Origin of the sequence: Undibacterium sp. JH2W (assembly GCF_049340425.1) — a bacterium.
Taxonomy (GTDB): Bacteria; Pseudomonadota; Gammaproteobacteria; order Burkholderiales; family Burkholderiaceae_D; genus Undibacterium.
In genome coordinates, this window is record NZ_JBMPOT010000011.1 from 204,711 (window position 1) to 218,155 (window position 13,445).

The 13,445-nt window shown below is 51.9% G+C and carries 14 protein-coding genes; 3 read left to right on the forward strand and 11 right to left on the reverse strand.

The features are described 5' to 3' along the window. Window positions 1–11 precede the first annotated feature (11 nt). From ACO0LC_RS18225 to ACO0LC_RS18245, 5 genes are all read right to left on the reverse strand, one after another. The gene (locus ACO0LC_RS18225) at window positions 12–1,076 is read right to left on the reverse strand and encodes an ABC transporter ATP-binding protein (RefSeq protein WP_423005634.1); all 1,065 of its coding nucleotides are present in this window, start codon (window positions 1,074–1,076) and stop codon (window positions 12–14) included. Between the two features lie 17 nt (window positions 1,077–1,093). Then, window positions 1,094–1,963, reverse strand: a complete 870-nt coding sequence (locus ACO0LC_RS18230; protein WP_423005636.1) for a carbohydrate ABC transporter permease — start codon at window positions 1,961–1,963, stop codon at window positions 1,094–1,096. Continuing rightward, a complete protein-coding gene (locus ACO0LC_RS18235; protein ID WP_423005742.1) occupies window positions 1,960–2,790 on the reverse strand; it encodes a carbohydrate ABC transporter permease in 831 nt (276 codons plus the stop codon). The genes ACO0LC_RS18230 and ACO0LC_RS18235 overlap by 4 nt, the downstream gene beginning before the upstream one ends. A 109-nt stretch (window positions 2,791–2,899) precedes the next feature. Further along, the gene (locus ACO0LC_RS18240) at window positions 2,900–4,141 is read right to left on the reverse strand and encodes an ABC transporter substrate-binding protein (protein WP_423005638.1); all 1,242 of its coding nucleotides are present in this window, start codon (window positions 4,139–4,141) and stop codon (window positions 2,900–2,902) included. Between the two features lie 284 nt (window positions 4,142–4,425). Beyond that, window positions 4,426–5,325: a LysR family transcriptional regulator gene (locus ACO0LC_RS18245; protein ID WP_423005640.1), complete on the reverse strand. Its 900-nt coding sequence runs from the start codon at window positions 5,323–5,325 to the stop codon at window positions 4,426–4,428. Window positions 5,326–5,460: 135 nt separating this feature from the next. On the opposite strand from ACO0LC_RS18245, the gene ACO0LC_RS18250 reads away from it, so the two are divergent. Beyond that, window positions 5,461–5,943, forward strand: a complete 483-nt coding sequence (locus ACO0LC_RS18250; protein ID WP_423005642.1) for a DUF1348 family protein — start codon at window positions 5,461–5,463, stop codon at window positions 5,941–5,943. Here the strand turns inward: ACO0LC_RS18250 and ACO0LC_RS18255 are convergent. The 5 genes from ACO0LC_RS18255 to ACO0LC_RS18275 form a co-directional block, all read right to left on the reverse strand. Next, complete coding sequence (locus tag ACO0LC_RS18255) at window positions 5,913–7,112, reverse strand: acyltransferase family protein (protein ID WP_423005644.1); 1,200 nt, start codon at window positions 7,110–7,112, stop codon at window positions 5,913–5,915. The two genes, ACO0LC_RS18250 and ACO0LC_RS18255, sit on opposite strands and share 31 nt — an antisense overlap. 120 nt (window positions 7,113–7,232) lie before the next feature. Further along, on the reverse strand, window positions 7,233–7,931 hold the full coding sequence (locus ACO0LC_RS18260) for a LytR/AlgR family response regulator transcription factor (RefSeq protein WP_423005646.1): 699 nt from the start codon (window positions 7,929–7,931) through the stop codon (window positions 7,233–7,235). Further along, complete coding sequence (locus ACO0LC_RS18265) at window positions 7,928–9,043, reverse strand: sensor histidine kinase (RefSeq protein ID WP_423005648.1); 1,116 nt, start codon at window positions 9,041–9,043, stop codon at window positions 7,928–7,930. Before ACO0LC_RS18265 ends, ACO0LC_RS18260 begins: the two co-directional genes overlap by 4 nt. Continuing rightward, the gene (locus tag ACO0LC_RS18270) at window positions 9,013–9,948 is read right to left on the reverse strand and encodes a LysR substrate-binding domain-containing protein (RefSeq protein ID WP_423005650.1); all 936 of its coding nucleotides are present in this window, start codon (window positions 9,946–9,948) and stop codon (window positions 9,013–9,015) included. Before ACO0LC_RS18270 ends, ACO0LC_RS18265 begins: the two co-directional genes overlap by 31 nt. Window positions 9,949–9,951: 3 nt before the next feature. Then, entirely contained in the window at window positions 9,952–10,398 is a 447-nt protein-coding gene (locus ACO0LC_RS18275; protein ID WP_423005652.1) for an Lrp/AsnC family transcriptional regulator, read from the reverse strand. Between the two features lie 125 nt (window positions 10,399–10,523). Between ACO0LC_RS18275 and yedA the strand changes: the two genes are divergently transcribed. Continuing rightward, window positions 10,524–11,411 (forward strand): drug/metabolite exporter YedA, encoded by an 888-nt coding sequence (yedA, locus tag ACO0LC_RS18280; protein WP_423005654.1) that lies wholly within the window; start codon window positions 10,524–10,526, stop codon window positions 11,409–11,411. Between the two features lie 27 nt (window positions 11,412–11,438). Here the strand turns inward: yedA and ACO0LC_RS18285 are convergent, their stop codons facing one another. Next, window positions 11,439–12,488, reverse strand: a complete 1,050-nt coding sequence (locus ACO0LC_RS18285) for a GGDEF domain-containing protein (RefSeq protein WP_423005656.1) — start codon at window positions 12,486–12,488, stop codon at window positions 11,439–11,441. A gap of 313 nt (window positions 12,489–12,801) precedes the next feature. On the opposite strand from ACO0LC_RS18285, the gene ACO0LC_RS18290 reads away from it, so the two are divergent. Further along, complete coding sequence (locus tag ACO0LC_RS18290; RefSeq protein WP_423005658.1) at window positions 12,802–13,422, forward strand: methylamine utilization protein; 621 nt, start codon at window positions 12,802–12,804, stop codon at window positions 13,420–13,422. The last annotated feature ends 23 nt before the right edge of the window (window positions 13,423–13,445 follow it).

The following is a 13,445-nucleotide window of genomic DNA, read 5'->3' on the forward strand; positions in this document are numbered from 1 at the left end:
ATTTTGATTAATTATAGACGCATGCCTGTTGCAGCGTCGAACAGGGAAACCCTGGTAATATCAATATTAAAACGCAGGTTCTCATTCAAAGTGAAGCTGCGATTATCGTGATCAAGCACACACAAGGACTGACTACCCAGCTTTAACCACAGTAGCTGATGATTACCCATGGGCTCGACCAGACTGAGCTGCGCACTGTATGCACCATGCGCCTGTATGTGCATATGCTCAGGCCTGACACCCAGCACCACATCTTCAGCCGCCGTTGCCTGCTGTAACGCGGCATAGGCCGACAAGTCCAGCTGTACATGCTCGTTGATGAAATTTTTCTCACTATCGAACTTGCCCGCAATGAAATTCATGGCAGGTGCGCCCAAAAAACCTGCAACAAACAAATTGGCGGGACGCTCATACACTTCCGACGGCGTACCCAGTTGCTGTATCTTGCCTGCCCGCATGACGACGATGCGGCTGGCCAGGCTCATGGCCTCGACCTGGTCATGCGTCACATACAGCATGGTGGAGCCCAGGTTCTGATGCAAGAGCTTGAGTTCACGGCGCAGTTCTGTGCGCAATTTGGCATCCAGGTTGGACAGTGGCTCATCGAACAGAAATACCCTGGCTTCCCTGACCAGGGCGCGGCCTATCGCCACCCTTTGTCTTTGCCCACCGGACAATTGCGCTGGCTTGCGCTGCAACAGGCTTTGCAATTGCAACATCTCGGCTACCCGCGTTATGCGCTTTTGTATCTCGGCTTTTGGCACGCCATTAATGCGTAAGCCAAATGACATATTTTTTTCCACCGTCATGGTTGGATACAGCGCATAGGACTGGAACACCATCCCTATTTGCCTGTCACTGGGTTCGGCATGACTGACATCTGTACCCGCAATTTCTATGCTGCCAGCCGCAATATCGATGAGGCCAGCTATGCTGTGCAGCAGGGTCGATTTACCGCAACCGGATGGACCCAGCAAGACCAGGAACTCGCCCTCTTCGACATCCAGATCCAGCTGGTCTATGATCTTGTGACCACCAAGTTCTATGCCCAGATTCTTAAGACTTACATATGCCATGCATTCATCCTTAGCCTTTAACCCTTGACCGCACCATCGGCGATGCCGCGTACAAACCAGCGGCCTGATATGAAATAGATGGCGAGGGGCAGCATGGCCGTCAATATGGTGGCTGCCATATTGACGTTATACATCCGCGTGCCCGTCGTCGTGTTGATGACATTATTGAGTTGTGCCGTCATGGGTAAATGCTCGCGCCCGGCAAATACCAGGCCGAGGATGTAGTCATTCCATACCCCTGTAACTTGCATGATGGCCGCCACGACTATCATGGGCAGTGACATGGGCAGCATCAGTTGCACAAAGATGCGGAAAAACCCGCCGCCATCTATACGTGCTGCATGAAACAATTCCTGCGGTATGCCCATGTAATAATTACGGAATAGCAAAGTCATGATGGGCATGCCAAAGATCACATGCACCATGACAATGCCCGGCAGGGTACTGAAGATATTCAACACAGCCAGCACACGCACCAATGGGAACATCATGACTTGTACAGGAATGAAAGCCCCCGCCAGCAAGATACCAAACAAGACTTGCGCACCACGTGGCCGCCAGAATGACAGGGCATAGCCATTCAAGGCACCAAGGAAGATGGCCAGCACAGTACTAGGCAAGGTAATCGCCACAGAATTCCAGAAGCCCCCACTGATGCCTTCGCAGGCGACGCCTGTACAAGCCGTACTCCAGGCTTGCTGCCAGGGTTCCAGCGTGAATTGCAGGGGAAAGGCAAAGATATTTCCCAGGCGGATTTCTTCCATGGATTTAAATGAAGTCACCAGCATGATATATAGCGGCAGCAAAAAGAAAGCAGCCGCAGCCAGCAGGAAAGCATAAATACCTAGGCGCGCTGGTGTCCATTTTCGCTTTGCCAGTCGCTTCATATTTTCCCTTTACGGGCACGGGTACGCGCATAGACATAAGGTATCAGCAAAGCCAGCACTGGCAGCAGCATCATGATGGCACCTGCTGAGGCCAGCGCCAGGTTGGCGCGACCAAACAAATGGTCCATGATGAACTTGGCCGGCACCTCACTGGCTGTGCCCGGGCCACCCTGGGTCATGGCTTCGACCGCATCAAAGAGTTTGACGACGGCGGTTGCCAGCAACAGGAAGACCGTTGCGAAATTGGGTGCCAGCATGGGAATGATGATGGACAGGTAGACACGCCAGGCCGGGATGCCATCCATGCGGGCAGCTTTCCAGATATCTTCATCTATGCCACGCAAACCTGCCAGCAACATGGCCATGACCAGGCCCGAGGCTTGCCATACCGTGGCAATAACGATGGTGTAGATGACCATGTCCTGATCGATGATCCAGTCAAACTTAAAATCCTTAAAACCCAGGGCCCGTATGCCGTGCTCTATTCCTATACCCGGTGTCAACATCCATTGCCACACCAGGCCAGTGGCGACGAAGGACATGGCATAGGGGTACAGGAAAATGGTGCGCAAGACACCTTCGCCCGTGACATTCTGGTCTATGAAAACCGCCAACAAGAACCCTATGATGACGCAGGCTGCAATGAAGAGTACGCCATACACGGCCAGATTATTCAGTGACAATAGCCAGCGCTCATTCTCAAACAGGCGTTCATACTGAACCAGGCCAACGAAATTATCCAGTGGCAAAGTGCGCGAGCTACTCAACGATATTTTCAATGTCCATAAAACAGTTGCCAAGTAGCCGAAAACCACAGTCAGGCTCATGGGCAGCAATGCTGCATGAGGTATGAGCTTCAAATGCAGCTTGCCTTTGTACCTGGTGTGATGAGAGCTGGCTTGCATGCGTATGTTGGTATCCGCCGGTTGATTACGCTTAGTTTTTCAGCGCAGCAATGATATTCTTTTGCGCTTTTTCTACAGGCATATTGGTATTCCAGTAGGCCGTCAGGACATCGGTCAAGGCACCATTCTGGTCGGGCGTCAGATAAATTTCACCTATGCCGGCATGGCGGCTTTTATCTTTCATGATTTCCATCCCGGCTTTGGCACACAGATTCATTTGTGTCGCGTCTGCGTCATTGCGCACCGGGATGGAGCCTTTGAGTTTATTGAATTCAGTTTGCGGACCAGGAGCGACCATGATGCTGGCCAGCAGTTTTTGCGACTTGATGGTTTCAGCATTGCTGGTCTTGGGGAAAACAAAGACATCGCCCTGTATCAGATAAGGTGCTTTTGGCCCCAGGCCAGGCAAGCAGCCATATTCACGACCTGCCACTTGTTTGGCGGCGACGAACTCACCCATGACCCAGTCGCCCATGATTTGCATGCCCGCCTTGCCGTTGATGAGCAAGGCTGTAGTGTCATTCCAGTTGCGGCCCGGGGACGCGGTATCAATATAAGTATGCAGGCGCTTGAAACTTAGCAGTACTTTGCGAAATGCCTCAGAATTCATGGCGGCGGCATCACGGTCACGTATCACACTCAGGTAGAGCTCCTTGCCACCGACATTCGCCAGCATGGCCATGAAGACGATGGTTTCTTGCCAGGCCTGACCGCCGTGTGCCAATGGTATCAGACCGGCAGCCTTAAGTTTATCGAGAGCGGCGAACATCTCATCAGGCGTCGCTGGTTCCTTGTCTATGCCCGCTTTTTTGAAAGCTGCCTTGGAATACCATATCCAGGTCGGCATATGGATATTCACGGGCACGGCATAATAATGGCCCTTGATCTTGAGCACATTGCGTATGGGTTCGGGCAGGGTTTTGTCCCAGTTTTCTCTCGCGGCGACATCATCGACATTATTCAGCATGCCTTGTTCGACGACATCCTGGAATTGCCTGGAAATATTGAACTGCGCCGCCGTCGGCGGATTGCCACCGACCATGCGGTTGATAGCAACAGAACGGGCCTGGTCACCGCCAGCGATGGCGGTATCGGTCCAGATACCGCCCGCGGCACGATAAGCATCAGCAAATCTGGCAACGGCAGCAGATTCACCACCAGATGTCCACCAGTGCATGACTTCGGCTTTTTGTCCCCCAGCCTTCGCAGGTAAGGTCATGAATGCCAGACTGCCCAATAAGATGGACAGCGCCAGTTTATTCAGTTTGCGCATTTTGTCTCCGTGTTGACGGCATCCAGGCAGCAGTTCATCGCCTGCTTTTTTCTGGTTTTTCTTACTCTTCTTGTGATCAAATTCAGGTTAATTCCCATTATTTTCATGGCTACTTAGGTAGAGACAATAAAGTAGGCAATTAAGTAGACAATAAATTGGAAACGTTCCCATAAATCCAGGCAAAATATAACACCCTGTGTTTTCCAGTGTCAACACATAGTCATCATGGATCACAAATGTCAGATTCATACACGCAATTCCACATTGTTGCTTCATTGCCTCGTTCAGTGTTGCACCATTTTTTCCCGTAATTGCGCCACGATGAGGTCGACAAAGCTTCTGACCCTGGTGGAGGCATAGCGGCTCTCCCTGTGCACTACGTGGATAGGCAGGGGAACGGTTTCATATGTCTGCATGACGCGCTGCAATAAACCACTTTCAAAATGTCCATCCACCTGATAAGACAAGAGACGGCTGACACCCAGGCCCGCCAGACTGGCTTCTATGGCGGCATCATTGCTGCTGACTGTCAAACGTGGCTTGACCTTGACTGCCATATTCTGTCCTTCATGTGCGAAACGCCATTCCACCATGGGAGTGACGCCAGTGGCGGCAATGATACTGTGCTTGCCCAAATCGCTGGGGCTGGCGGGCACGCCATGTTCTTCCAGATAAGCGGGCGAAGCGCACAGGACGCGACGTATCTGCCCTACCCGTATGGCTTTCATGCTGGAGTCGGGCAGCTCACCTATGCGCACACCTACATCGACACCTTCTTCCAGCAAGTTCACGACACGGTCGAGGAACAGGGCAGACACGTCCATGCCGGGATAGCGTTGCAAATATTCAACGATGCTTGGCATGACAAACATTTTGCCAAACAGGACAGGGGCAGTCACCGTCAGGTGTCCGCGCGGTTCGGCATTAATACCGGCAGTTGCCTCATCTGCTGCCTCGACCTCAGCAATGATGCGACGTGCATCTTCCAGATAGCGTTGACCCGCCTCGGTCACCCTGACAAAACGGGTGCTGCGATTGAGTAACTTGACTCTGAGTCTGGCTTCCAGCGCTGCAATTGCACGCGTGACAGCTGGTGGCGACATGGCCAGACGACGGGAGGCAGCAGCAAAGCCCTCTTCTTCAGCAACGGCCACAAAGACGGTCATTAAATGCAGCTTATCCATAGGGCCTCGTATGATTATTCCGGGATTTACAATAATCAATTGTAAATGATGAGCATTCTTCACACAAACGATATAGCATAAATTAGAGTCTGGTCATCACCCCCAATGCTTGCAATTAAAACAGGAACAACAAACATGGATAAATCACAGGAAATAGCACGCCCACCTTTGCCCCCTTTCACACTGGAAACGGCGATACAAAAAGTGCGCATGGCAGAAGATGGCTGGAATAGTCGCGACCCGGATAAAGTAGTACTAGCCTATACCGTGGATACAATCTGGCGCAATCGTCATGAGTTTCCGCAGGGACGTGAGCAAGTCAGGGAGTTTTTGCAGCGCAAATGGGCGGCGGAACGTGAATACCGTCTCATCAAGGAAATCTGGGCATACAGCGAGCATCGCATCGCCGTGCGCTTTGCCTATGAGAGTTGCGATCATGAAGGTAACTGGACGCGTTCTTATGGCAATGAGAACTGGGAATTTGCTGAGAATGGTCTCATGTATAAACGTTTTGCCAGCATCAATGATCTGCGCATCAGCGCAGATCAGCGCCTGTTCCACTGGCCCCAGGGTCGCAGGCCAGATGATCACCCCGGGCTCAGCGCCCTTGGTTTGTAAGTTAAACCAAGATCGAGTCCGAACAGCGGCCGCAGGAAAAACACCCGGCGTATGATCTCGTAACTGAGGAAGCAGGTCGCTGCTGTCAGGGCAACCAGCAAGATACCTTCTGGCAGGGCAGGCAAGGCCAGCGGCTTCATGCTATGTGCCATGATGACGATATAAGTCTGATGCAGGATATACACAGGAAACACTGCCTGCGTCAGATAGCGCCTTGCCGGGCTGTCAAAGTTCAGATACTGCTTCGCATAACCACAGGCTGCAATAATCGCTGCCCAGGCCATGCAAACCCATACGCCGCGCTGGAGCATGATGAACCACTGTGGTGTTGCGTCATACTCAAAACTGAAATAAACAATCAGAAACAACCAGCCACATGCGGCTATCCTGAGTGCAAGCCAGCGTATGCTGGCAAGCTCTTGCCAGAACGTCTGGGAATTGGCGATCAAGGCACCGAATGCAAAGATGAACAAGTAGCAGGCATGGTTATACCAGTCAGCCACCAGGCCATTATTCGGTGGGTAAGAACTGAACAAACCCATACGTACCAGCGCCAGATAAGCAACAGGCAAGACCAGGATGCGCCAGCCCTTCATCTTTTCTTGCAGCCAGTTACGCGCAGCCTGGAACCATGCCGGTTTGAAAGCCAGCCAGAACCACAGCAGCACACTATATACCCACAAATAAGCCACGAACCACAGGTGATTCCAGGTAGGCAGGTCCAGTACATTACCCCCTATCTTGAAGCCGCGATGGTGATGCAGGTAGAGCTGCATGAATTCACCATAACTGCCGGCATAGGCCAGTTTTTCCACCACTTCCAGATACGCCTGTGGTGGCACCACGACGAACATGCCAAAGATCAGCGGCAATAAAAGGCGCAGGCTGCGGCTGCGCAGGAATTTGCCAGTGGCGATTTTCTCCAGCATGAAGGCAGATGCCACGCCAGAGATGAAAAACAGCAGGCTCAAACGCCAGGGACTGGTCAGCATCATCAGCGGCTGTATTGCGCTGCTGGCATGCGGGCTCTTGACATGCCAGCCCCACTCCACATAGTACATGCCTACGTGATACAAAATCAGCAGGAAGAAGGCAATGATCCTGACCCAGTCGAGAAAATATAAACGCTGGGAAGGCAAACCTGGCATTGCAATGCTTGAATTTGACATGGTTCTTTTTTCTGTCATTGATGAACACAGACGCGATACTAAAAGCATGGTCAAATTCACACCAGAAAAATGTGGCGGACTGGATGTGGGAAGGGGTGAAATGGAAAACCCAACAGCCTCTTAGCTGGCAAGCGCCTGCACCACCTCATCCCTGTGCTGACGGCTGCATGGCAGGCGCAGGCCATCTTGCAGCAGCAGTTCAGCATCGCCCTTTTGCGCTGGCAATACCTGGGTAATCTGGTCCAGACTGACGATATGGCTGCGGTGGCAACGCACAAAGCCCTGCCCCAGCCTCTCCTGCAAACCCGACAAGGTCTGGCGCATCATATGTTGCTGTTGGCGGGTAAAGATCAGCACATAATTATCAGCAGCTTCCAGTCGTATGATGTCGGCCAGTTTAATGACGGTGACGCGGCCTTTTTCATTCAAGAGCAAATGTTGTTCTGACTGGATTTTTTTCGCACTCATCCGGCGCTCACTCACTCTTTGCAGGGCGCGCAGAAACCTCGCTTCATCATAAGGCTTGAGCAGATAGTCTATCGCATTCGCATCAAAAGCCTGCAGGGCGAACTGGTCATAGGCAGTGGCAAAAACAATCAATGGCACAGGCGCTGTCAGTTGACTGGCGACGGTGATGCCGTCCATCTCCGGCATTTGTATATCAAGAAAGACCAGATCAGGCTGCTGCTTTTGTATGCAGTCCAGCGCCTCTTTGCCGTCCCTGGCTTCCAACACGATGGCATCCGCCACATGCTCGGCTACCAGACGTCTGAGCTTGTCCCTGGCATAGGCTTCATCATCGACGATGAGAATTTTCATCTGGCTACGCTCCCAGTATCAAGGGGCAGGCGCAGCTCGGTGATTACGCCAGATGGTGTCAAATCGCGCAATTGCAGGCTGGCTTTGTCCTGATACAAGACTTGCAGGCGCTGACGCAAATTGCTGATGCCTACACCTGAACCTTGGCCGTTCTCCTGCAAATGGCCGGCGTCATCCTCGATGCGCAGGATGACTTGCCCTGTCTCTCTGTATGCACTGATCTTTATGTGGGTAAGCTGGCTGCGTTTTTCCACAGTATGCTTGAAACTGTTTTCCAGTATGGTTTGCAGGCTCATGACGGGTACTTTACAGGCCAGCACTTCGTCAGCAATGTCCCAGTTGATCTCTACCCTGTCAATAAAGCGCAGGCTCATCAACTTTGCATAGGCCTGCAGCAGTTTCAATTCATCTGCGAGGCTGGTTTCGCTATGCTTGCCCAGGTCCATGCTGGCGCGCAAGAGTGTGGCGATCTGGCTCAGCGCGCTGTCGGCCAGCTTGACGTCGGTGTACATCAGCGATGAAATGGTATTGAGCACATTGAACAGGAAATGCGGCTGCATCTGTTGCGTCAGCCTGTGCAATTGTGCATTGCGTAACAGGGCCTGGGATTTTTCTGCATTCTCTTTTTCTTCGAGCAAAGAAGCATAGGCTTGCAGGCCAAAAATCACGACATAGAACATGCCAAAGAACAGGAATATCTTGCTGCATTCATAAAAGTAGACCTTGATCCAGCCATCATGCTGATAGCGCAAGCCCAGCATCGCGTACAATGCATGGCGCAAACCATACACAGCGACGACAAATGCTGTACTCAGCAAAGGCAGGGGTAATATTTGCTGCCAAAACCATTTGGCCGGTGTCTGCAATAAACGCCTGTCGGTCAGCCTGCGCCTTTGCAGCAAGAGCAGCAGTGTACCGACGAGGGCAGAAGAACTTTCCCAGAATATGGGTTCCCAGATATGCTGGCCGCCACCTTTCAAATGGTCTTGCACGGCCACGGTGATCATTAATATCCAGAATAAAAACCAGCCTGCCAGTACCGGTTTTTTGATTTTCACCCAATACGACTTTTCTTCCATCGTCAGGTCACCAGATTGCTGGTGCCCAGCCATTTTCCGCTGGTGCTCAAGTCCCGCGTCAGCTCCAGCACCAGTTTTTCGACTGCCATGGCAGCATTCGTCAAGGGTATATTCCTGGAGGCGCACAAGGTCACGGTACGCGATAGCTGCACATCGCTGATGGGACAGGCGCGCATTTCGCCACGCTCAATTTCTGCCAGCATGGGTGAGACCGGTAAGATGGTGGCCCCCATATCTGCCAGCAGGGCCGACTTCAAGATCGCGATGGAGGTGATGTCGATGACATTCTCTATGCGCTTGCCCTCTTGCCGGACCACTTGTTCTATGCGTGGCCGCACACCATGTTGTATGCTGGGCAGGATCAGGGTGGCCTGCAAGGCCTGGGCCAGGGTAATCGATTTGCGCTTGCAGGCAAACTGCGAATCCGTGCGTGTGATATACATCATTTCTTCTTCTACCAGTGGCTTAGTGGCGAAGCCGCCCAACTGACCATCATCAAACAGGATGGCCAGATTCAAACGACCTGAGCGCAATTGTTCAGTCAGGTTGCCGGTCAATTCTTCTGTCAGTTGAAACACGATGTCGGGGTAGGCGCTACGCACGGCTTTCAATAAAGGAAAGGCCAGCGCGCCCGAAGCACTTTGCGGTATCCCCAGCGCCACCGTGCCGCTGGGTTTGTCGGTCGATTGAGCGACGGCCGATTTCGCATCGCTGACCTGCTTTAAAATCGCCAGCGCATGTTCATAGAATATTTTGCCAGCATCTGTGGCTTGCATACCCTGCGCTGACCTGTGCAACAGCATCGCGCCCAGTTCTTCTTCGAGTTGCTGCAATTGCTGGGTCAGGGCCGGTTGCACGATATGCAGCACGCGCGCCGCGCGCGACAGCGAGCCGTGGTCAACGATAGCAACAAAATAACGTAGCTGGCGCAATTCCATGTTTTATTCCACAGGCTTGATAGCCCGTCTTTCTATTGAGGACGACAGTATCAGGGAAGTCGAGGTCACACCGCAACGTGCAAGGCTGGTAATCACCCGCTCCAGTTCACGTACCGAAGGTGCGACCACTTTGACGATCACACAATCTTCCCCGGTAATGGCATGGCATTCAACTACTTCAGGCACTTGTTCGGCGATTTTCAATACCGGCGTGTCGGTTGCACGGCTGGCAATGCGGACAAAGGCGGTGATGCCATAGCCCAGAGCTTCAGGATCGACCCTGGCATGATAGCCGGTGATGACATTGGCCGCTTCCATGCGCTTGACTCTTTCGGTCACAGCTGGCTGGCTGAGATGTATACGTCGGCCTATCTCGGCCATGGTGACCCTGGCATCGGCCTGCAAGATCTCAAGGATTTTGCCATCCATCATATCCAATTCTATCTTCATGGAAAAATCCTGTTTTTTCGTTGAGATTAAAAGAAATGTACCTGATTTACCTTTGATTATCCATTCAAAAATCGATCTCACTAACATACACTGATTGCCTGAATTTAATCTATGCCTCTCCTGCCATGCGCCATCTGCCACGCCAAGTCCTGTTCGCCCTGCTCACCGTCTATATAGTCTGGGGTTCCACTTACTTTGCCATACAGGTGGCCTTGAAGGCTTTCCCGCCTTTCATGATGATAGGTACGCGCTTTCTGGTGGCAGGGGCTATCCTGTATGCTTGGCAAAAATGGCGTGGTGCCCCCAACCCGACTTTGCGTGAATGGCGTGATGGCGGCATCGTCGGCATTTTGATGCTGGGTGGCGGCACTGGTTTGACCGCGGTGGCGCAGCAATATGTGTCGTCTGGACTGACTGCAGTCTTCATTGCCTGCTCACCCATGATTTTGTCTGGTTTGTCCGGCCTGTTTGGTGACTGGCCCAAGCGCCGAGAATGGACGGGCATACTCTGCGGCTTTGCCGGTGCCCTGTTGCTGGCATCTGACGGGCAATTCTCGGCGCAGCCTTTAGGCATATTGTTCTTGCTGGGCGCAATACTATGCTGGGACGTAGGTTCGATTTTGTCGCAAAAGAAACTCAAGATGGCTGCAGGCGGCATGGGCTTTGCGAGTGAAATGCTGGTCGGCGGCCTGTTCCTGTTCATCATCAGCCTGTGCAAGGGTGAGCAACTGACAGGTGAAGTCACTATTAATGCAGTGGCGGCCTGGGCTTACCTGGTAGTCGCCGGTTCGCTGCTGGCATTCACGGCCTATATGTATCTGCTATCCAAAGTGCCGGCTGGCTTGGCTGCCAGCTATGCCTATGTCAATCCCGTCATTGCGGTTGCCCTGGGTGTGGTGTTTGGTGGTGAACATTTATCCATGCGCGAAATGCTGGCCATGAGCATCATTCTGGGTAGTGTCATCATGATGACCAATGCGCATAAGAAGAACAAGGAGCAGGCTGGCAGTTGAGTACCGGCAACAGTTTGCATTCTCTGATTAAAAAAATTCAGCAGTATCGTTGGAAACTTCGGTATGCAAATCACCGCTCGATACCAGGGCCTCATAATAACAAGTGCGATTGCGGCCACTGGTCTTGGCAAAATACAGGGCCTGGTCAGCCCGGCCTACTATGGCGACGGCGGGTTCGAACGGATCTATACGGGCATAACCTATGCTGATGGTCACCGTCCCTACCTGCGGGAAATGATGTTGCTCCACATTCTGACGGAAACGCTCAAAAATGCTTTGTGCATCTTCTTGCGAAGTGGAGCGTAGCAAGATCACGAACTCTTCTCCGCCAAAACGGAATAGCCGGTCAGAAGGGCGGAAAGAACTGCGCAAGAGATTAGCGATCAGGATCAGGACTTCATCACCATACAAATGACCAAACTGGTCATTCACGCGCTTGAAGTGGTCAATATCCAATACAGCCAGCCAGTGCTGGCGCTCAGGCTCATGGCTGCGGCGCTCTTCTTCTTCGCGCTCTGCTTCGGTACTGGCTTGTTGTTGCAAGGCACTGCTACGCAAGACCTTGGAAAAATTATCATCAAAAGTCTTGCGATTGAGCAAACCCGTCAACGAGTCGCGCTCACTATAATCAAGCAGGTTCTGGAAGTTGCGGTAGACAATCAGCATGCCGCTAACAACTTCCATCGTGGTCGTGGTGTAATTGGCTGGCTTGTAGATTTCCAGGCAAGTGTGCAACTTGTCATTGATCCAGATGGGTAGCCAGATAATTTTGCCGCCCTCTATGGAATGCTCTATGACCTGTTGCTGCAGTGCGATGCCCTCTTTTAACTCAGGATACTGTTCCAGGGAGTCGCTCGATGAGGGTGCCGTCTGCGATTCGTCGTTGATAGCGACATTCCCATCCTGAATGCTGATATGCGCTTTGATGAAGACTTGCTGGCCGATGGAAACCACGTCGAGTACCCGCGCCGACTCTGCGTTGGTCAATTGACGCAGCGCAGTAATTACTGAAATATTCAGTAAATCATGATCGCGATGCCCGGTAATTTCTACCAGGTGTTTAATGATTGATTCCATGCCCCGTATTCCTGCATCTTCCTGCCGATACCAGCCGATCCCTGCATAAATTACCAGTACGAACTCGCCAACAATAAACTACACAAGCAATAGCATCCCAGAATACGCAAATTGCCCTTATACAATAGTATAACAAACAGGGCTGGCTTTACCTGATATTCTACAAACAATTCCTGCGCAAGCAGGTTTTAGGCAAGATGCACTAAATATCCACAGTAAATCCCTGGTAAATCAGGCCAGACTTTCTGTCTGGCGCAGAACTACAGTAATATAACAAGAGATCATTTCAACCACTTTTCTGGCAGGGTGAAACATGCATCGTCCATTATTGAAATTCTTCGCGCTGGCACTGACTGGCATGAGCGCCGCACTGATGTTAGCCAGTACGGCGCAGGCCAATGCCGTGATCCAGGTGACCGATAGCAGCGGCCAACCCGTCCAGGATGCGGTAGTGTATGCAGAGCTGGCCAGCGGGCCACAGTTGACCAAGGCAGCCACTGCGGAAATCCAGCAAAAAGACAAAAAATTCATGCCTTTTGTGACAGCCGTGCAAACCGGTACCTCGATTTCCTTTCCCAACAATGATACGGTCAGGCATCATGCCTATTCATTTTCTCCGGCCAAGCCCTTTGAGTTGAAGCTGTATTCTGGCAAACCGGCGGCCCCCATCATTTTCGACAAAGCTGGGACCGTGGTGGTCGGCTGCAATATCCATGACCAGATGGTGGCGTACATACACATTGTTGATACCCCCTATTTTGCCAAGACGGATGCTGCTGGCAACGCCCGCTTGCCAGCCATGCCTGCTGGCAAATACATCTTGAAAACCTGGCACCCCAAGCAAGCACCCAGTGCAGCCATACCCGAACAAAATCTGCAAATTGACAACAATACTGTCAATGTGAATATAAAATTGAATTACAAAGCAGGATAAACAAAAACATTTTCTTCACGTCC